Genomic DNA, 18,278 nt, shown 5'->3' with positions numbered 1-18,278 from the left:
CACGCAGTTTAGGAGATCCGCGAGTGCCTAGTGGTGGGGTGGGTGCCGGGGCGACGCCGATGTCCTGCCGCTGGGCGGCGACTTTCCGGAGGACTGCGACCGGTGGGTCGAGCGCTGCCGAGCCGCGGGCTTCCAGTAGGCAGGTCCTGCACTGCCCGGCCGACCTCGGGCGCGACGGGCCGGTGGTGATCGGCCGTTGATCCCCCGTAGAACCGGTGCGTGGACTATCGCTCCTGAAGAGGGGGGAACGGGAGACCGCGAGCCGCAGGGGTTGAGCCTGTCAGTCCCGGCCGAGCCGGTGCTTTCGGGTTGTCGGCGGAAGTGGTGGGGGAGAGGCATGGAAGGCGGTCAGTCGGTGTCGAGCTTCGGTGAGGTGCTCAAGGTCAGGCGGGAGCAGGTCGGGCTGACCCAGCAGGGCCTGGCCGACCACGCGACGTTGAGCGTGCGGGCGATCCGCGATATGGAGACCGGGCGTGTACAGCGTCCGAGGCAGGCTCTCGGGCGGTGCGTTCATGCTGTCGGCGCCGCCGGTGACGTACTTCGAGCGCGGGGACGTCCGTGATGCGCTCAGCGGCGCGCTCGTGATGCTGACCCCGCGTCAACGGGCGCTGCTGGGGCTGCTGGCGGACGGGGAGCGGCCCTGGTCGGTGGAGGAGGCGGTCACGCTCAGCGGCCGGTCGCCGCAGGAGTGCCTGCGAGTGGTGCACGAGCTGCTCTCGCGCGGCCTGATCCGCGCCGTGCCCGGCAGGGACGGCGTCCGGTTCTCCGTGCTGAACCTGTTCCGGGTGCTGTGCCGCGAGGACCGCGACCGCTGGCTGCTGGTGCCCGGGACCCGCTCGGAGCCGCTCCCTGCCCTGGAGGCGCTGGCGGGCTGACCGGCGCCGGCGCGAAGACTGCCGACTTACTGCCGGACGAGCTGCCGGTCCACCGAGCGCTCGGAAAACATCCTTTCGATAGGGCTGGTGGACAAATCTCGCATTCTATCGACGAGGAATTGCCGTGGAGCGAAGAAAGGCCGATCAGGCCGGTCTGAATGTCATCCTGACGACTGTGGCATCGGATTCGTACACCTGGAATCTGATATTTCTGGAGCTGCTGCTCGAAGAGCTCGGCCACCGGGTGACGAACCTCGGGGCCTGTGTCCCGGACGATTTCCTGGTCGCTGAGTGCAGGCGCCAGGAGCCGGACCTGATCGTGCTCAGCAGTGTCAACGGCCATGGCTTCAACGACGGTCTCAGGGTCGTCGCCGGCCTCCGGTCCTGTCCGGAGCTGCTGGGGACGCCGATCGTGATCGGGGGGAAGCTCGGCATCGCGGGGCCGGGGGACAGCGCCAGGACCGAGGCGCTGCTCGCGGCCGGCTACGACCGGGTCTTCGAGGACGGCACCTCGGTGGACGCCTTCCGCTCGTACGTTGACGCGCTGTCGGTGGGAGCGCTGGGATGACGGCGTTCGGACGCTTCGTCGGGTGCGCCCAGGCGGCGGGTGCGCTGGTGGTGCAGCCCAGGATGGGGATGAGCCGGCCCGCCCGGATGCGCGAGGGTCTGCTCGCCACCAGGAACGCCGCCGCCACCACGGTCGGCACGATCACCCTGGACAGCTACACCAGGACCGGCGAGCTGGCCGCCGCCCGGCGGGCGATCGCCGAGGGCGTCGACCTCAACGGCTATCCGATCGCCTGCTACGAACCGGAGGTCACCCGCTCGGTGCTGCACCCGGTCGCCGACGGCGACTTCCCCGTCCAGGTCAGGCACGGCGCGGCCCGCCCGGAGAGGATCTTCCAGGCCCTGCTCGCCGCCGGTCTCGACGCGACCGAGGGCGGACCGGTCTCGTACTGCCTCCCCTACAGCCGAACCCCCTGCGCGAGGCGGTGACCAGCTGACAGCGGTGCTGCGAGCGGTCATGTGCAGCGGCGAGGCGCTGCCGGCCGAGCTGCGCGACCGCTTCCTCGCCCTGCTCGACGTACCGTTGCACAACCTCTACGGCCCCACCGAGGCATCGGTGGACGTCACCGCCTGGGCATGCCGCCAGGCCGGTGAGGGGGCGGGCGTCCCGATCGGCCGCCCGGTGTGGAACACCAGGGTCTATGTGCTCGACAGCGCGCTGGAGCCCGTCCCCGCGGGGGTGCCGGGCGACCTCTACCTCGCCGGTGTCCAACTGGCGCGCGGCTATCTGAACCGCCCGGGGCTGACCGCCGAGCGCTTCGTCGCCGACCCGTACGGCCGGCGGGATCCAGGATGTACCGCACCGGTGACGTGGCCCGCTGGAACGGTGACGGCGCGCTGCTCTTCCTCGGCCGCGCCGACGACCAGGTCAAGATCCGCGGCCTGCGGATCGAGCCGAGCGGGCCCTACCACCTGCTCGGCTGGTCCTTCGGTGCCACGGTCGCGCACGCGATGGCGGTCCGTCTCCAGGACGAGGGCGAGGAGGTCGCCCTGCTCGCCCTGCTGGACGGCTACCCCCGACCCACGAAGTCGGACGACGACAGCGAGGAGGCGCCGGACGGCTTCGCCGCACTGCTCCGCTCGCTCGGGTACGACCCCGACGACCCCCGGGGCGTCGGCGAGCTGAAGGCCATGCTGGGCGAGGCGACCGATGCCATGGCCGAAGTCTTCGCCCACAACCGCACCTTGATGAACGCACACCTGCCGGGGAGCTACCGGGGCGACGCGGTCTTCTTCGGCGCCACCCTGGACAAGCCCGAGAACTGGCCGTACGAGGACGCCTGGCGGCCCTTCGTCACGGGCGAGGTCGAACACCACCGGCTCGCCTTCGCCCACGGCGCGCTGACGCAGCCGGAGCCGATCGCCCTGATCGCCGCCGTCCTCGCCGAGAAGCTGGGAGGGCAGTGAGATGGTCCAGGTTTCCGTGGAGCCGGCCGTAACGGAGAAGAGGCGCGGCCGATGGGGACTGTGGGCGGAGGCCGACTTCCGCAGACTCTGGATCGGAGAGACGACCAGTGGCCTGGGGACGGCGGTCGGCGGCGTCTCGCTCTCCCTGGTGGCCGTGGTCGTACTGAAGGCGAGCCCGGTGATGATGGGTGTGCTGACAGCCGTGACCTGGCTGCCGTGGCTGTTCATCGGCCCGCCCGCCGGAGCCTGGGTGGACCGCTGGCCGCGCCGGACGGTGATGCTCGTCAGTGATCTCGCGTTGATGCTGCTCTGCGAACTGGTCGTCGCGCCGTTCATCCTCCTGCTGCCGCTCGCCGGCCAGCGCCTGCCGCTCGCCGTGAGCGTGGTGGGCTGGGCCGTCGCGGTCTGCGGCGTGGTGGCGGGCAACGTCATCTCCGGCAGCTTCTACCAGAGTTACTGTCCGCCGGAGCTGATCGGCCGGATCCGGGCGAGCGCCTCCACCGTCAACTACAGCGCGATACCGATCGGCGCCCTGCTGGGCGGCTACCTGGGGCAGACACTGGGCAGCCGGGACACGATCTGGATCATGTCCGGCGTCCTGCTCTGCGCCGGTCTGCTGCTGTTGGCCAGCCCGATCCGTGCGCTGCGCAACTTCCCGCAGCGCGCCTGAACCACCTTTCCGACAGGCAACCACACGACGTGCCGGGGTCGTCCCCGGCCGTCCTCGACCCCGGGAGTTCCGATGAGCCGGCCCACGCAGGTCCGCATCCCCCGTACCCGCCGCTATCTGATGTGCCGTCCGACCTACTTCGAGGTGACGTACTCGATCAACCCCTGGATGGATCCCGCGAAACCGGTGGACGTCGAGCTGGCCATCGCCCAGTGGGAGCAACTTCGCGCCCTGCATCAGGAGTTGGGTCACCAGGTCGAGCTCATCGACCCGCTGCCCGGCCTGCCCGACATGGTGTACGCCGCCAACGGCGCCACCGTGGTGGACGGCAAGGTGCTCGGCGCCAGATTCCGCAACGCGGAGCGGGCCGCCGAAGGCCCCGCCTACCTGGAGTGGTTCCGCGCCCGGGGCTTCACGGACCACGAGCCGGTGCATGTGAACGAGGGCGAGGGGGACTTCCTGCTCACCGAGACCTGCGTCCTGGCCGGCCGGGGCTTCCGCAGCGTCGGTGAAGGGCACGCCGAGGCCCAGGAGTTCTTCGGCCGCCCGGTGGTCGGTCTGGAACTGGTGGACCCGCGCTTCTACCACCTCGACACCGCGCTGACCGTGCTGGACGGCGACGAGATCATGTACTACCCGGACGCCTTCTCGCCCGGCAGCCGGGCGGTCCTGCGGCGGCTCTTCCCCGACGCTGTCCTGGTGAGCGAGGCGGACGCCGAGGTGTTCGGGCTGAACGCGGTCAGCGACGGACTCCACGTAGTCCTGCCCGAAGCCGCCACCGGTGTGATGGCCAGGTTGCGCGAGCGAGGCTTCCAACCGATCGGTCTGGACCTGTCCGAGCTGCTCAAGGGCGGCGGCAGTGTGAAGTGCTGCACCCTGGAGATCCGGGATCGTGCCTGATCACGGCGGTGGTGGGGGCGGATCGACGGTTGGTTCAACAGGATGTTCCGGTCGTGGTGCTTCCGAGTTGATTTAGTGTTGACAGCTTCTCGCCAGACTGGTGCCACCGAAGAGCGAAGGAACGCTCTCGTAACTGCACCAGGGAGTACCTCTCATGACGAACCGTGCGAACTACCAGGCCACCCGTCTCCGGACCGCCGCCGCGGGCATCGCTCTGACGGTGGCGCTGGGCGGGGTGGCCGGCGCGGTGGCGGCAGGTTCGGTGGTGGCCGGGGACCACGGCAAGTCGGTCGTCTCGGCCCGGGGTCCCCTCGGCGCGGGCGACCAGATCAACCTGGACTGGAACAGCACCGGTTCGTGACGCCCCGCCCTGGCGGGCACCCGCCCGGTCAGGGCTGGACGAGGCCGACGGCCGCCCCGTCCACCAGTGCGGCCACCTCCTGGGCCTCCGGAAGTCCCAGGCGGGTGAGGAGCGCGTGGGCCTGGAGGAGCCGGGCGTGGGCCTCGGCGGCCCGGCCGGCATCGGCGAGGGAGCGGCCCAGTACCACCAGGGCCTGGCCCTGGTCGCGTTCGGCACCGATCTCCTCGCACAGCAGCAGCGCCTGCTCGGCATGCTCCAGAGCACTGTCGGTCTGGCCGAGGGCGCGCAGACTGTCGGCCAGACGGTAGCGCGTCTGCGCGGCGCGCCCGCGCAGCCCGGCAGCGGTCGACACCGTCAGGCACTCGCCGAACCAGGTCACCGCCTCCTCGTGCCGGTCGAGGAAATGCAGGGCAAGACCGAGCACGTACAGCGTGTAGGCGCGTCCGGGGTCGTCCTGACGGGCTCTCAGCTCCACCAGAACGCCGTGGCAGATCGAGACCGCCTCGGCGGCTCGGCCGCTGCGGACCCGGGCCAGGGCGGAGTTGACCGTCGTCACCAGCGCGCCCGAGCGGTGACCCAGCTCGCGGGCGAGCGAGAGGGCCTCGTCGTAGTGGTCCACCGCTTCGTCGTAGCGGCTGAGGAACTGGCAGATCAGCCCCAGGTCGTTGAGCGCCTGACGGAGGATGACGGTGTCCCTGGTCTCGCGGCAGGCGGCGACGGCGAGCCTGGCCTCGGCCTCGGCCTCGTCCAGTACGGTGGCGGCCAGCGCGATGTTGCCGCGCAGGAAGTGGGCCCGGCCCTCGGCTCTGCGATCGCGGTGCCGGATCGAAGCCTCCACCAGTGAACGTGCCGCCGAGGCGAACTGGCGGTTCAGCGGGGCAAGTCCGAACGGTGTGAGCGCGATGAGCAGGTCGATCGCGTAGCGCAGGGCCTGCCGGTCGGGGCACAGCGCGGCGGCGTCGTCCCGCGGCTCTGCGGCCTCGCCCGGCCGCGCCGGCTGAGGGCAGGCCTTCGCCCACTCGGCGACCTGGGCGGCCAGCGCGACCGCGCCGGAGGTCTCGGCCGTGGCCCATGCGTTGGCGGCGTCGGGGCTTACCAGGTTCAGGCCCGGGGAGCGGGCCGGGCCGAGCGCACCGGCTGCCGGGTCGCCGGGCACCAGGTGCTGGAAGGCCGTACACGCCGTGGCGAGCAGGTGGTCCAGCAGCCGGTCCCGGGCGGCGACGGCCTCGCCGGCCGGGCGGTCGGCCCCGGGCCCCCGTGGCGGGGAACCTGCCTGACAGCGCCGGGCGAAGGCGCGGAGCAGATCGTGGTAGCGGTAGCGCCCGGGGAACGGCGATTCCACCATGGCGACATCGACCAGGGACTCCAGCAGGTCCTCGGCGTCGTACTCGTCCATGGCCAGTAACGCGGCCGCCGCGGGCAACCCGATGTCGGGGCCGTCCACCGTGGCGACCAGCCGAAAAGCGCGGGCCTGTTCCTGGGTCAGCTGGCGGTAGCTCAGTTCGAAGGCGGGCTCCACCGCGAGGTCGCCGATCCGCAGCTCGTCGATCCGCCGCCGCTCGACCGCGAGCCGCTTGCTCAGCGTCCGGACCGTCCAGGCCGGGCGGGCGGCCAGCCGGGCGGCGACGATCCGGACGGCCAGCGGCAGATAGCCGCAGGCCACCATTAGTTCGAGGGCGGCTTCCCGCTCCTCCGCCAGTCGCTGCGGGCCGATGGTGCGGCCCAGCAGCCCCAGTGCCTCGGCGGGCTGGAAGACACCCAGGTCGGCCTGGACGGTGGCGGGCAGACCGGAGAGCCTGGTGCGGCTGGTGGTCAGGACGGCGCAGCCCACCGCACCGGGGAGCAGCGGCCTGATCTGCGCGGTGTCCTTGGCGTTGTCGAGGACGAGCAGCAGCCGCCGGCCGTCGACCATGGACCGGAACAGGGCCGACCTGGTGTCGAGGCCGTCGGGGACGCCCTCCGCCGGGACGCCGAGAGCGGCGAGGAATCCCGCCAGGACCACCTCGGGGTCGGCCGGGGCCGCGTCGCTGCCGCGCAGGTCCGCATAGAGCTGGCCGTCGGGGAAGGACTCCCGTACCCGGTGCGCGACGTGCAGCGCGAGCGCGGTCTTGCCGACACCGCCCATTCCGACCACCGTCGCGATCACCAGGGCTTGGTGCGAGGTCGCACCCAGGGCGGTGCGAAGGGTGTCCACCAGCGGTTCGCGGCCGGTGAAGTCGGAGGCGTCGGGCGGGAGTTGGGCGGGGCGTGGCGGGGTGGGGGCCGCCGGGCGCGGCTTGGCCGCCGTCGGTGGCGGGGCGAGCTCGGGCGATTCGGAACGGTCCTGCTCCGCCCTTTCGGACTCGGGTGCCCCGCCGTCCTCCTGCTCGCTCCGCTCGTTCCGCTCGGTCTCTGTGGCGTCGTGGGTCCGCCCGGGCGGCTGGACGCTCTGCGCGGGCCGGACGGGTTCCACCCGGCGGGCGGTCTCGGCGGGGCGGGCGGCCTCGACGGACCTGAGCGGCACGGCCGTGGGCGCGAGGGCCGGGTCGCCCTCCAGGATGCGGCGGTGCAGGGTCTCCAGCTCCAGGCTCGGCCCGACGCCCAGCTCGTCCAGGAACAGCTGCCGCGCACCACGGAACACCGCGAGCGCATCCGCCTGCCGGCCCGCCTGGTACAGCGCCCGCATCAGCAGGCCGTACGACTTCTCGTGTAGCGGGTACTCGGTGGTGAGCGCGGTCAACTCCGGTATGCAGCGGGCGAACCGGCCCAGCGTCAGGTCCAGCGAGATCCGTTCCTCCAGCAGCGCCAGGCGGAGCTCGTCGAGCCGCTGGCGCTGACGTTCGGCGAACGGCCCCGGGATGCCTGCCAGCGGTTCGCCCTGCCAGAGGTCCAGGGCCTCGTTTAGCAGGTCGCGGGCCTGCTCGGGCCGGCCGGAGGCCGCCGTCCGCTCGGCCTGCGCGGCCAACTCCTCGGCCTGGGCGGTGTCCACCGCGTCCTTGGGCAGGATCAGCCGGTAGCCGTCGCCGACCGAGACCAGTACATGAGGTCCCTTGCGGTCGTCCTCCAGGATCTTCCGCCAGCGCCAGGCGTACGTCCGCACGGTGGTCATCGCCGCGCTGGGCGGCTCCTCGCCCCACAGGGCGTCGATCAGATCGGTCGCGCGGGCGGACCGGCCGGGGCGCAGCAGGAGCACCGCCAGCATCGCCTGCTGTTGTGGACTGCCTACTCTGAGCGAGGTGGACCCCCGATGGGCCCGCATCAGACCCAGTATCGAAAACCGGAGGTCATCCGCCATCCCACCCCACCCGCCCCAGTGCGCCCGCTGTGTCTGTGCGCTCACACATTAACCACGCCGGACCGGAACCTGTCGAGATGGCGTTGAGCGAGTTGTGATCGGATGTTGAAGGGGCATGGCTATCTTCGATCGGGTCGGCACGGTGCTCACCCGCACCCGGCCGCAATCCGGCAGGACCAGAATCGGAGTCAATGGTGACGGGCAGTAAACATCCGCCGACCCCGCGCGGACGCACCGTTGGCATGCGCAGGCCCGACCCGGGGCTCCGGCGCTGATCCACCGGCCGCCGTCGGCAGCGGCAGCGAGGCACGCCCGGCGGCAGGGATCCTCTGGGAGCATGTGGAGAGCGGTAACAGCCGTCGGCACGCACCGGATCCGGGCGCGGCCGCACGGTCGGGGGCAGCGTGGCCCCCGCACGGCCGAGAGCCTCGGCCGGGTGCGACAGCCCGACGATGTCCCGGACCCGGGGCGGGGTACACGACCCTGCGGATCCGGTCTGCCGTCGGCTGGGCCCGAGCACACCTTCAGGACCGGCCGCACCGCGCGAACCGGCCGCACCCCATGGCCCGGCCGCCCGACGGCCCGGTCACCTTCCGCACGACTGGAGCTGGACGCCGTGAACACGGACCTGCTGTACGACCTGCTCGACGTGGATCCCCGGGCGGGCGCGGCCGAACTGCTCGTCAGAGCCCGCCGCAGCCCGCAACTGCCCTATCTGGTGCTCTCCTCGCTGGCCAGGGAGGACGCCAGGATGGGCGAGCCCGCGCGCGCCGAGCTGCGCCGGGCCCAGGCCCGCGCCGACCGGTACGCCGAAGTCGCCCGGAGGCTCGGTGAGTCGACGGGTGTCCGGCCCATCAGAGGTCTCCCGCTTGCCCGTTACTACCCACCGGACCTGCTGCGCCCGCAGGGCGACCTGGACCTGATCGCGCCGAGCCAGTCCGCACTCTGGCGGGCCGCGGCCCGGCTGGTCACCGACTATCCGATCGAGACCATCGACGTCACGGTCCTCGGAGACCGGCCCCGGCACCTCAAGGTCGCCCTGTTCTGGCCGGCCGCCGACCCGTTGGTGGATCCGTGGTACCGGGTGGAACTCTGTACGGCGGCACTCGCGGGTGATCTGGCGACCGTGCCGGTGCGACCGGTGCTCGCCGCCGACGATCACGTCGAGTGTCTGATCGCGCTGGCCGAGAAGGGGCTCCAACGTCCCTTCCAGGTCCGGGACGTCGTCGATGTGCTGGTCCTCTCGGGCCTGGCCTTCGACCCGTCCGAGACGGCGGCCGTGGTGTCCGCCTACCGGCTCGCGCCGGAGGCCGCCCGACTGCTGGACGTCGCCGCGGCGCACGTCTGCCTCGGCTCCCTGGCCGCCGTACGTGCCGAACTGGCGCCAGAGATCGGCCCCGAACTCCGCCGCCGCGAGAGGACCGGACCCGAGCAGGCCATCGTCCCCCGCCGTGGCGTGCTGCTGCGCCGGACGGTCACCCGCGACGACTGGGACGAGGTGCGCTACGTCCCCTTCGGTCAGGGCGAGTTGCTGCTGACGCCGGTCGCCGACTACCTGCTCGCCGGCCAGGACCCGGTGCCGCGGGAGCGGCGCGAGGCCGCACTGGCCGCGCTGCACGCGTGGGACGCGGCCGTGGTGTGACGGCACGCGTGGCGGCGCCCCAACCGCCCTCGCCGAACCGCCTGTTCACGGACCGGCGTCGCCGGGCGGCCGGGCCCCGGGTGGGTCTACGGTTCTGTTGTCGGATCTGTACGCGGGCGGATGGCCAGGGAGGTCGGGTGTCGGGCGGAGTTGCGGGTCATCGCACCGGGCGGGCGCGGGGGCTGCGCAAGGTTCCGTTGAGCGACCCGGCGCGACGCCGGGAGGTGTTCGACGTCGTGCTGGCCCTGCTCGCCGAGGTGGGCTACGAGCGCTTCACCATGGACCTGGTCGCGCAGCGGGCCAGGGCCAGCAAGGCCACGCTCTACCAGCGGTGGCCGTCGAAGGCGGAGCTGGTGGTGGACGCGCTCCAGGAGCACCAGCAGGTCGCCGCCGGACCGGAGGCGGGCTCCTACCCCGACGATCTGCGCCGCCTGCTGGCGGCGTGGCTGGCGGGCTGGACGGAGCGGGACCGGGGGCTGATGCTCGCCCTGCTGGAGGGCAGCAGACGAGACCCGGAAGTCGCCCGCCTGCGCCGGGAGCGGCTCAGCCGGCCCCTGCGCCAGGCCGCGGAGGCCGCGCTGGCCAGGGCGCGCGGGCGCGGCGAGATTCCCGGCCAGGTCGACGAGGAGCTGCTCGTCGAGCTGCCGTTCGCGCTGGTACTGACCCATGTGCTGGTCCTGGACGAACAGCCGAGCCCCGAGCTGGTCGACCGGATCGTGGACGGCGTGCTCGTCCCGCTCCTGCGCGGTGGCCCCGGGGCCGGACGGTCCCCGGCGGTTCCGGCCGAGGGCTCCGCCAGGCCCTCCGCATAGAACGACTTCGTACTACCCTGGCTTGGAAGGCCCTCGGTTCCGCCGCACGGTCGGATCGCCGGACAGGGCGGCCCGGGGGAGACGGCGGCGGGATCGAGTCGATGTACGCCGGATGGAGGGAGCCGCTCCCATGTGCGCAACCCAGTCCGCTACGGCGCCCCTGCCGACACGCCGCAGCTGCCCCTTCGATCCACCGCCGGAGTACGAGCGTCTGCGCGAGCAGGAGCCGGTCAGCCCACTGGCCTTCCCCGACGGGAAGGTCGGCTGGCTGCTCACCCGTCACGAGGACGTCCGCGCGCTGCTGGCGGACGAGCGGTTCAGCTCCGACCGGCTGCGGGCCTCCCTTCCGGTGCGCGCGTTCCGCGGCCGTCCCGAGGACTTCGGGCCGCGCTCGGGCATGCTCCTCACCATGGATCCCCCCGAGCACACCCGGTACCGGCGGATGCTGACCCGCTACTTCACGGTGCGGCGGATGCGCGCTCTGGCGCCGAGGATCGAGCAGGTCGTCGCCGACCACCTCGATGCGATGGAACGCGGCGGACCACCGGTGGACCTGGTGTCGGCCTTCGCCCGGCCGATTCCGTCGCTGGTCATCTGCGAGCTGCTGGGCGTGCCGTACACCGACCGCGACAGGTTCCAGGGCTGGACCTCGACCCTGCTCAGGATCGAACTGGAGGAGGACGAAGCGCTGGCCGCCCGCGACGCCCTGCACGGGTACATGCGCGACCTGGTGGCCGCCAAGCGGGCCCACCCCGACGACGCCCTGCTCAGCAACCTGATCGCCAGGGACGACGGGGAGGATCCCGAGGTCGACCTGACGGACGAGGAGCTGTCGGGGATCGGGCGCCTGCTGCTGGTCGCGGGCCACGAGACGACGGCGAACATGCTGGCGCTCGGCACCTACACCCTGCTGTCCCACCCCGGGCAGCTGCGAGCGCTGCGCGAGCACCCCGAGGGCATCGAGCGCGCCGTCGAGGAACTGCTGCGCTACCTGACCATCGTGCAGTTCGGCATCGTCAGGGTCGCCCGGGAGGACGTCGAGATCGGCGGCCGGAGCATCCGGGCGGGGGAGACCGTGCTCGCCTCGCTGGCCGCGGCCAACCGGGATCCCGAGCACTTCGCCGACCCCGAGGAACTCGATCTCGACCGCGAACCCTCCCAGCACGTCGCCTTCGGGCACGGCTTCCACCAGTGCCTCGGCCAGCAGCTGGCCCGGGTGGAGATGGAGATCGCCTTCCCCGCCCTGCTGCGGCGCTTCCCGACCCTGCGCCTGGCCGTGCCACCGGAGCAGGTCCCGATGCGCGACGACATGTTCATCTACGGGGTCCACGCACTTCCGCTCACCTGGGACAGGCCCTCGGACCAAGGGAGTTGAGCGCACCATGAACACCGGGAAGACCATGAGAATCCGGATCGACCACGACCGCTGCCGGGGCGCCGGGCAGTGCGCGCTCAACGCCCCCGAACTGTTCGACCAGTCCGAGGACGACGGCACGGTCGTCCTCCTCGACGACGAGCCCCCGCCCGAGCTGCACGACTCCGCCCGGCTCGCGGCGGCCCTGTGCCCCAATGCGGTCATCAGCATCGTCGAGGACTCCTGATCTGCCTGCTGCCTGCTTCCTGATCGGCCGAGGCGTCCGAGGTGGCAGACTGGCTGACGTGCAGCGTCTCTATCCCCAACCCGTGGTGGCGGTACCGGAGCCGGAACAGGCCCGGTGGCTCGCCGAGGCGTACCGCTACCCGGGTGAGGCCGTCGCCGGGCGGCCGTGGGTGCGGGCGTGCATGGTGTCGGGGCTGGACGGCGCGGCGGCCTGGCAGGGGCGCTCCGGCGGACTCTCGGGTGCGGCCGATGCGCAAGTCCTCGCCGTTCAGCGGGCGTTGGCCGATGTCGTGCTGGTCGGCGCGGGGACGGCGCGCAGCGAGGGGTACGGACCTGCCGATGTGCACCCGGAGTTGGGGGCGGCCAGGATCGCGGCAGGGCAGGAGCCGGCGCCGGCGATCGCCGTGGTGAGCGCGCGGCTGGAGCTCGACCCCGGCTCGGACCTCTTCGCCCGACCGGCTGCCTCGCCCGGAGCGCGGACGCTGGTGATCACCGCGCGGCAGGCTCCGACTGCGGCCCGGCGTGCCCTGGAGCGCGTGGCCGAGGTGGTCGTCGCAGGTGAGGAGCAGGTCGATCCGCCGGCGGCGGTACGGGCGCTGGCCGCACGCGGCTGGTACCGCATCCTCAGCGAGGGCGGCCCGCAACTCCTCGGCCGCATCTGGGCAGCCGGTCTGCTGGACGAACTCTGCCTGACCGTCTCACCGCTCATCACCGCAGGTGATGCCTCCCGGATCCTGCGCGGCCCCGGCCCGGGGGCGGCGGACCGCACCCCGATGGCCCTGGCCTCCGTCCTCACCGCGGACGGCTTCCTCTTCACCCGCTACACCCGCGCCACGTGCGCCTGAACGGCGGCGGCCCGGAAGACCGGTGGAGACCTTGGCGCGGTGCGGGTTCCGGCCCCACCGCTTCCACGGCGGGGCCGGAACCCGGGATCCCCGTCAGCCCTTCCGGGCGTACACGGTGTGCAGGAAGTCCCCGAGGGCCTGGTTGAAGGCGTCCGGCTGTTCCAAGTTGGGGTAGTGGGCGGCGCCCTCGATGGTCGTGACGCGGCCGTCGGCGACAGCACGGGCGACGTGTTCGGCCAGGCCTGCGAGCTCGGGCGCGTCGATGGCACCGTTGAGGGCCAGGACGGGAACGGCGATCTCCTTCACGCGGGCCGGGGTGCCGGGAACGGGGACGCGGTGGTCCGGTTCGGCGGCGGTGTGCTTGGCGAGAGTCCGCCAGGCCATCTGCCGCAGCCGCTGCACGATGTCGGGGCGGACGTCTTCCAGCGTGCGCTGCGGGCCCGCCGCCCAGAGCAGGAACGCCTCCATCCAGCCCTCGATGTCGCCGGCTGCCAGCGCGCGGCTCTGGGCGTCGTGGACATCCTTGGCCCAGGAGTCGCGGAACTCGAATTCGGGGGTGCCGCCACCGCTGACCACCAGCGCATGCACGAGGTCGGGGTGCTCCAGCGCGGTGTCGACCGCGATGATCGCCCCCATCGACAGCCCGACGAGGACCGCGGGGCCGACGTCGAGGTGGCGCAGCAGAGCGGCGAGGTCGTCCGCCTGGCGGAACGGCATGGTCGCGTTCGAGGATCCGCCGTGCCCGCGGGCGTCCGGTGCGATCACCCGGTAGTGCCGCGCGAGGGCCGGCAGCTGGTCGTCCCACACGGTGTGGTCCACGAAGCCGCTGTGCAGAAGTACCAGCGGCCGGCCGGTGCCGGTGTCGCGGTAGGCGAGGAAGCCGTCCTCGGTCTCGAAGGTGAACGTGTCGGAGGCGTCAGTCATGACAACCAAGGTGCCATATTTCGGAGAGATTGACAATCAAGGTGTCATCTTCTTTCTGGAGGATTGGCACCTGAGGTGTCATCATGGTCGGGTGACCGACAACGACCCGCCCTCCGCGCCCGACGACCTCACTCCCCGACTCATGGAGGTGTTCGCCCTGGTGGGGCCGCTGTACCGACGCGTGCAGCGCAAGGTCGAGCAGGACGCGCCGATCCAGGGGCTGTCCGTCGGCGTGCGCGCCGTTCTGGACCTCCTCCGCGAGTACGGGCCCATGACCGTCCCGCAGATGGGCCGCGCCCAGGCGCTGAGCCGCCAGTTTGTGCAGCGCATGGTCAACGACGCCGCAGCGCAGCACCTCGTCGAGACCTTCCCGAACCCCGCCCACCAGCGGTCCTCGCTCATCCGGCTGACCGACGACGGCCGGGCGGCGATCACCGCCGTGACTACCCGCGAACGCGCCCTGCTGCGCCACGTCGGCGGCGACCTCACCGACGCCGACATCACCGCCTGCCTACGGGTCCTCGGCCGGATGCTCGAACTCTTCGACGACGTCGACGTGAACTGACGGCGGCAGCCCGCGCCACACCACGATCTCCAACGGCCTACGAGGCCGAAGCCTCCTTCCGGTAGGCGTGGGTGTCACGCTCCACCTTCTCGAGCACCTCTCGCGCGGCCAGGATTCGTGCCTCCAGCCGGTCCAGGATCCAGACGCGGGCCGCCGTCACCAGTCCGATGTTGCTGCCGCCCTCCGAGATCTCGCCCGGCGGTGTCCAACGCCCGTTCCTGGTACGCCGCTTCACCAGGTCGTCCGCCTCGCGGAGCACGGAGTTCACGGCGCTGTGGATCTCCACCCGGCGGTCGTAGGCCCACTGCGGGTCCGGGGACTGCCCGAGCCGCTGCTCGAACTGGCTGAGCGTGGGCGGGCTCTGCCAGCGCCAGCCCGTCCGCAGCAGGGCTTCGACCCGCCCGAGGACGGCGGCCGACTGTCCCTCCTCGAGTGAAGGACGGCCTGGCGCGCGGCGAATCACGCCCGGCTCCTCGATCATCCAGCCCTGGGCGACGGCCTCGCAGGCCAGCAGCAGCCCCAGGTCGGCACCTGCGGTCGGCTCCGGCCGGCTGCCGAGCGCGCGCACCAGTTCCGTACGCGCCGTCAGGTTCGCACCCGGGGCGGGCAGCTCCATCCGGGCGTGCTGGTGCCCCTCCCTGAGCACGGCCGCCAGCACGCCCGGGTGGAGCGGCCCGGCCGGGAGATCGGCGGGGCCGGCGGACAGGGTCTCGTCGGCGCGCAGTTCCAGGCCGGGCGAGAGGCACCAGCCGAGCTCGGGGTGCTGGGTCATGATCTCGATGTCCCGGCCCAGTGCGCCCTGCGGGAGCAGCCCGTCGGCGTCCAGGGCCCGGACCAGGCTCCCCGTCGCCCGGACCAGGGCGTCATCGCCGGCCGCACCCGCACCCGCGCTCACCGAGACCCGGGCATCCTCGGGCAGCGCGTCGGACGGCGCCCCCTGGACGACCCACTGCCACTCCCACCCGGCGGGTAACCGCTGATCGCACAGCGAGCGGTACGCCTCCGGGAGATGCCGGTGTCCGCCGTCGGGGACGACGGTGATCACACTGATGGTAGGCATTGCTGTCGCCTCTCAGAAGATTCGGGCGGGCCCCGGGCTGCTGGTTCCGCATGCCGATGGTAGGGCTGCGGTGCGGATTTGGCGAAGAGTCAATTACGGTGCGTAATGACATCCTGGTGGTCCAGTCGCCTCAGCCGCAGCACGCCCGGCGTCTGCTCGCCCTCCAACCGGAAGCCCGCGTCCGCCAGTTCGCGGTCCAGCTCTTCGTCGGTCAGCGGCCACTGGTGGAAGGTCTCCTCGGCCCGGCGGATCACCCGGCCCTGACGGCGCACCAGATAGGTGTAGTCCAGCTGGACATGGTCACCCTTGGGGTGTTCGGTGAGCCGGGCGGTGTAGGTGTCGATCCCGATGCGCACCTCGCCGACCACGCGCTGGCGGGGTTCGGCCGGGAGGTGTCGGGGCGGACGGTCCACAAGCAGCAGACCACCGGGGAGCAGCCAGGTAGCGGCCGAGTGCCAGACCGAGCGGCGCTCGACGGGCGGGAGACCGGCGATCACCCTGAGGCAGACGGCGAGGTCCGCCTGCGCCGCAAGCCCGAGCTGCTGCGCCGGGCAGGGGTGGACCGTCACCCGCCCGAGGGTGTCCGGCCCGGCGGCGGCCAGCCGGGAGAGCAGGACCGCCCGCATCGCGGCCGCCGGCTCCACCACATGCACGGGCACGGACGAGGCGCTCACCAGGACCTCGGTGACCAGCCCGGTACCGGCGCCCAGTTCGACGATCCCGAGCCTGGCGGCCGCGGCCGGTGCGGCCAGTTCGAGCGCGCTCCGCCGGTACTCCGCGCCATGCAGGACGTCGTAGAACTCCGCCGAGACCGAGTACTCCGGGATCTGCTGCCGCACCGCCCCGCAGGCCGGGCAGCGGCGGGCGAGGCCGTCGTGCTCCGCCGTCGGCAATCCCTCGTCCGCGCCAGGCGATCGCTCGTTCACCGGCCCATCATCGTCGCAACGGGGCGCGGCTCCAAGACGGCGTGCTGACGTGGGCCGTGTCCTCGTCGCCTCGGGGTCGCGCCTCGTCGCGACGGCAGCGGACGTGTGCCGTGAATGCCGCGCCACCCTGCCGGCCCCGGTCTGCGGCCGAGCCGGATCGGCAAGAGGCTCCGCCAGTAGGCATTCACCGGAGCCAGTTGCATGTCCAGTGCCTCGCGCCCCTGGGATGCCCCGTCCTGATGGGTTGCGTACTGGCGGACGCTCTGAGTCGACCGGCTGAAGCACTGCTCGCAGCCCCACGGGCGGACCGGTCAGCGGCGGGTGGCCGCCAGGTCCGCCGAGCCGCCGCGCAGGGCGAGTGCGGCGGGCACCACGGTGGCGGCCAGGGCGACCGCGGTGCACAGGAGCCCGAGCTCGGCGATGGTGCCCCAAGGGACGGCCAGCGGCATCGGGCCGACGACCCGCCTCAGGGCCGCCCAGGCCCCGGTGGCGCTGACCAGCGAGGCGATCGTGCCCAGGGCCGCGCCGCCGGCCACGCACATCAGGGTCTCGGCCGAGAGCATCCGCAGCACCTGACCCCGGGTGGCACCCGCAAGCCGCAGCAGGGCCAGCTCGCGCCTGCGGCCCGCGACGGTCATCGCCAGGGTGTTGGCGAGCGAGACGGCCGCATAGAGCAGGGAGCAGCCGAGGATCATCTCCAGCCCGGTCCGGGAGCCCTGCTCGTTGGCGTCACGGGAGGCGTCGGCCACCTGGGCGGGGGTGCTGACCTGGGCGCCCAGTCCGTCCACCGCCGTCCGCAGGGCGCCGGCCGCCGCCTCGCGGTCCGCCCCGGCGGAGAGCCGGACGTACGCCACCGAGGCGAGCGCGGGGTGCTGCCCGTCGGCGGACAGGTAGCCCTGAACCTCGTCCTGCGCGGAGGCGAAGACGGCCGCGACCCGCAGCCGCGTCGCCGTCCCGTCGGCCCGCCAGACCGGGACGCTCTGCCCGGCCTTCGGCGAGCCGGGGAGGGCGGCATCCCGGTTGGGGTCGCCCTGGCGGCGGTCGGCGTCGGTGAGCACCTTTGCCTCGCCCTGCCCGGCCACGGCCTGCCGGACCTGCTCGGCCGGGCCGTAGGCGACCAGCGCGTCGACAGCAGGGGAGAGTCGTTCGGCCTGTGCGTCGGTGAAGAACACCGCGTGTTCGAACGGCACTTGCTCGGTGACACCGGCGACGGTGGCCTCCAGCGGACCGGTCGCGGTCATCAGCCGGACCCGGTGGCCGACCGATGCCCGGTCGCCGCCGCCGACCACGATCTGGCCGTCGGCGAGCGGCGGTCGGCCTGCGGAAAGCCGGTAGCCGCCGAACTCGGCGGCCGACCAGCCGTGTCCCACCTGGTCCCTGGGGCCGTCGGCGAGCTGTGCGTAGAAGCTGCGGTCCAAGGTGGTCCGCCCGGTCCGGGCGACCGCCCGCACCAGTGAGGACGGCAGGCCCGACTGCCCGGCGAGCGGCTGGACCTGCTGCTCGCCGCCGCCGTCGGTGAACCGCACCGAGACGTCCGGCAGGACGAGCACGGGCGCGGCGTCGAAGCGGTACTGCGACCGCTCGGGCAGACCGCCGGTGGCGGCGATGGTCAGCAGCGCGGTGGCCATCAGGCCGACCCCCAGGGCCAGCGCGACAAAGCTGCCGACGAAGGAGGCCCAGCGGTACCGGAGCGTGGAGAGAGCGATCTTGAGCACTTGATGATCTTCGCGAACCGGAAGGCCACCCGGTATCCGGGCCGCCCCTGATCGAGCCCTGACACCCCCCCGGACCCACCCCGGATCCATCCCTCCGACCGGACCCCGGCGGCAGCCCAGGGACTGACGGTGTGT

At 72.5% G+C, this 18,278-nt stretch carries 19 protein-coding genes and 1 pseudogene; 15 read left to right on the top strand and 5 right to left on the bottom strand.

The window, feature by feature from the left end; genetic code table 11:
* Positions 1-337 precede the first annotated feature (337 nt).
* The 9 genes and pseudogenes from P3T39_RS04645 to P3T39_RS04605 all read left to right on the top strand — a co-directional run bounded on the left by P3T39_RS04645 (position 338) and on the right by P3T39_RS04605 (position 4,780).
* The gene (locus P3T39_RS04645) at positions 338-562 is read left to right on the top strand and encodes a helix-turn-helix transcriptional regulator (protein ID WP_280696030.1); all 225 of its coding nucleotides are present in this window, start codon (positions 338-340) and stop codon (positions 560-562) included.
* Positions 474-875, top strand: a complete 402-nt coding sequence (locus P3T39_RS04640) for a hypothetical protein (protein ID WP_280696029.1) — start codon at positions 474-476, stop codon at positions 873-875. The genes P3T39_RS04645 and P3T39_RS04640 overlap by 89 nt, the downstream gene beginning before the upstream one ends.
* Before the next feature lie 124 nt (positions 876-999).
* On the top strand, positions 1,000-1,443 hold the full coding sequence (locus P3T39_RS04635; protein WP_280696028.1) for a cobalamin-dependent protein: 444 nt from the start codon (positions 1,000-1,002) through the stop codon (positions 1,441-1,443).
* Complete coding sequence (locus tag P3T39_RS04630; RefSeq protein WP_280696027.1) at positions 1,440-1,871, top strand: hypothetical protein; 432 nt, start codon at positions 1,440-1,442, stop codon at positions 1,869-1,871. The genes P3T39_RS04635 and P3T39_RS04630 overlap by 4 nt, the downstream gene beginning before the upstream one ends.
* Before the next feature lie 28 nt (positions 1,872-1,899).
* Positions 1,900-2,112 (top strand): annotated as a pseudogene (locus tag P3T39_RS04625) (AMP-binding protein); the annotation flags it as partial.
* 122 nt (positions 2,113-2,234) lie between these two features.
* Positions 2,235-2,849 carry a thioesterase domain-containing protein gene (locus P3T39_RS04620; RefSeq protein WP_280696026.1) on the top strand — a complete coding sequence of 205 codons (615 nt, stop codon included), beginning with the start codon at positions 2,235-2,237 and terminating at the stop codon, positions 2,847-2,849.
* A gap of 1 nt (position 2,850) precedes the next feature.
* Positions 2,851-3,519: an MFS transporter gene (locus tag P3T39_RS04615; RefSeq protein ID WP_280696025.1), complete on the top strand. Its 669-nt coding sequence runs from the start codon at positions 2,851-2,853 to the stop codon at positions 3,517-3,519.
* Positions 3,520-3,591: 72 nt separating this feature from the next.
* Positions 3,592-4,419: a dimethylargininase gene (gene ddaH, locus P3T39_RS04610; protein ID WP_280696024.1), complete on the top strand. Its 828-nt coding sequence runs from the start codon at positions 3,592-3,594 to the stop codon at positions 4,417-4,419.
* 154 nt (positions 4,420-4,573) lie between these two features.
* Positions 4,574-4,780 (top strand): hypothetical protein, encoded by a 207-nt coding sequence (locus P3T39_RS04605; protein ID WP_280696023.1) that lies wholly within the window; start codon positions 4,574-4,576, stop codon positions 4,778-4,780.
* A 28-nt stretch (positions 4,781-4,808) separates the two neighbouring features.
* On the opposite strand, the gene P3T39_RS04600 is transcribed toward P3T39_RS04605, so the two are convergent.
* Entirely contained in the window at positions 4,809-8,018 is a 3,210-nt protein-coding gene (locus tag P3T39_RS04600; protein WP_280696022.1) for a BTAD domain-containing putative transcriptional regulator, read from the bottom strand.
* A 652-nt stretch (positions 8,019-8,670) separates the two neighbouring features.
* Here P3T39_RS04600 and P3T39_RS04595 point away from each other — a divergent pair.
* The 5 genes from P3T39_RS04595 to P3T39_RS04575 all read left to right on the top strand — a co-directional run bounded on the left by P3T39_RS04595 (position 8,671) and on the right by P3T39_RS04575 (position 12,953).
* The gene (locus P3T39_RS04595) at positions 8,671-9,696 is read left to right on the top strand and encodes a hypothetical protein (protein ID WP_280696021.1); all 1,026 of its coding nucleotides are present in this window, start codon (positions 8,671-8,673) and stop codon (positions 9,694-9,696) included.
* A gap of 197 nt (positions 9,697-9,893) precedes the next feature.
* Entirely contained in the window at positions 9,894-10,508 is a 615-nt protein-coding gene (locus P3T39_RS04590) for a TetR/AcrR family transcriptional regulator (protein WP_280696020.1), read from the top strand.
* 130 nt (positions 10,509-10,638) lie between these two features.
* Positions 10,639-11,883 (top strand): cytochrome P450, encoded by a 1,245-nt coding sequence (locus P3T39_RS04585; protein WP_280696019.1) that lies wholly within the window; start codon positions 10,639-10,641, stop codon positions 11,881-11,883.
* Positions 11,884-11,908: 25 nt separating this feature from the next.
* Positions 11,909-12,109, top strand: coding sequence for a ferredoxin (locus P3T39_RS04580; protein ID WP_280696092.1), 201 nt, complete (start codon positions 11,909-11,911; stop codon positions 12,107-12,109).
* Positions 12,110-12,167: 58 nt separating this feature from the next.
* Positions 12,168-12,953, top strand: coding sequence for a pyrimidine reductase family protein (locus tag P3T39_RS04575; RefSeq protein WP_280696018.1), 786 nt, complete (start codon positions 12,168-12,170; stop codon positions 12,951-12,953).
* A gap of 93 nt (positions 12,954-13,046) precedes the next feature.
* Here P3T39_RS04575 and P3T39_RS04570 read toward each other — a convergent pair whose 3' ends face one another.
* Positions 13,047-13,877 carry an alpha/beta fold hydrolase gene (locus P3T39_RS04570; protein ID WP_280696017.1) on the bottom strand — a complete coding sequence of 277 codons (831 nt, stop codon included), beginning with the start codon at positions 13,875-13,877 and terminating at the stop codon, positions 13,047-13,049.
* Positions 13,878-14,019: 142 nt separating this feature from the next.
* On the opposite strand from P3T39_RS04570, the gene P3T39_RS04565 reads away from it, so the two are divergent.
* The gene (locus P3T39_RS04565) at positions 14,020-14,442 is read left to right on the top strand and encodes a MarR family winged helix-turn-helix transcriptional regulator (RefSeq protein WP_280696091.1); all 423 of its coding nucleotides are present in this window, start codon (positions 14,020-14,022) and stop codon (positions 14,440-14,442) included.
* Between the two features lie 37 nt (positions 14,443-14,479).
* Here the strand turns inward: P3T39_RS04565 and P3T39_RS04560 are convergent, their stop codons facing one another.
* The 3 genes from P3T39_RS04560 to P3T39_RS04550 form a co-directional block, all read right to left on the bottom strand.
* On the bottom strand, positions 14,480-15,502 hold the full coding sequence (locus P3T39_RS04560) for a hypothetical protein (RefSeq protein WP_280696016.1): 1,023 nt from the start codon (positions 15,500-15,502) through the stop codon (positions 14,480-14,482).
* An 89-nt stretch (positions 15,503-15,591) separates the two neighbouring features.
* The gene (locus P3T39_RS04555; RefSeq protein WP_280696015.1) at positions 15,592-16,428 is read right to left on the bottom strand and encodes a class I SAM-dependent methyltransferase; all 837 of its coding nucleotides are present in this window, start codon (positions 16,426-16,428) and stop codon (positions 15,592-15,594) included.
* 311 nt (positions 16,429-16,739) lie between these two features.
* Positions 16,740-18,143, bottom strand: a complete 1,404-nt coding sequence (locus P3T39_RS04550) for an ABC transporter permease (RefSeq protein WP_280696014.1) — start codon at positions 18,141-18,143, stop codon at positions 16,740-16,742.
* Positions 18,144-18,278: the final 135 nt, after the last annotated feature.

The sequence above is a fragment of the Kitasatospora sp. GP82 genome, from assembly GCF_029892105.1.
GTDB lineage: Bacteria > Actinomycetota > Actinomycetes > Streptomycetales > Streptomycetaceae > Kitasatospora.
Note: the sequence above shows the minus strand (reverse complement) of the source record. Positions and strands in the feature narration are given on the sequence as shown.

Bases quoted from the DNA above. Each gene is read 5' to 3' on its own strand.
- P3T39_RS04645 (WP_280696030.1), top strand. From the start codon at position 338: ATGGAAGGCGGTCAGTCGGTGTCGAGCTTCGGTGAGGTGCTCAAGGTC.
- P3T39_RS04630 (WP_280696027.1), top strand. From the start codon at position 1,440: ATGACGGCGTTCGGACGCTTCGTCGGGTGCGCCCAGGCGGCGGGTGCG.
- P3T39_RS04620 (WP_280696026.1), top strand. From the start codon at position 2,235: ATGTACCGCACCGGTGACGTGGCCCGCTGGAACGGTGACGGCGCGCTG.
- P3T39_RS04615 (WP_280696025.1), top strand. From the start codon at position 2,851: ATGGTCCAGGTTTCCGTGGAGCCGGCCGTAACGGAGAAGAGGCGCGGC.
- ddaH (WP_280696024.1), top strand. From the start codon at position 3,592: ATGAGCCGGCCCACGCAGGTCCGCATCCCCCGTACCCGCCGCTATCTG.
- P3T39_RS04605 (WP_280696023.1), top strand. From the start codon at position 4,574: ATGACGAACCGTGCGAACTACCAGGCCACCCGTCTCCGGACCGCCGCC.
- P3T39_RS04600 (WP_280696022.1), bottom strand. From the start codon at position 8,018: ATGCGGGCCCATCGGGGGTCCACCTCGCTCAGAGTAGGCAGTCCACAA.
- P3T39_RS04585 (WP_280696019.1), top strand. From the start codon at position 10,639: ATGTGCGCAACCCAGTCCGCTACGGCGCCCCTGCCGACACGCCGCAGC.
- P3T39_RS04580 (WP_280696092.1), top strand. From the start codon at position 11,909: ATGAGAATCCGGATCGACCACGACCGCTGCCGGGGCGCCGGGCAGTGC.
- P3T39_RS04570 (WP_280696017.1), bottom strand. From the start codon at position 13,877: ATGACTGACGCCTCCGACACGTTCACCTTCGAGACCGAGGACGGCTTC.
- P3T39_RS04565 (WP_280696091.1), top strand. From the start codon at position 14,020: ATGGAGGTGTTCGCCCTGGTGGGGCCGCTGTACCGACGCGTGCAGCGC.
- P3T39_RS04560 (WP_280696016.1), bottom strand. From the start codon at position 15,502: ATGCCTACCATCAGTGTGATCACCGTCGTCCCCGACGGCGGACACCGG.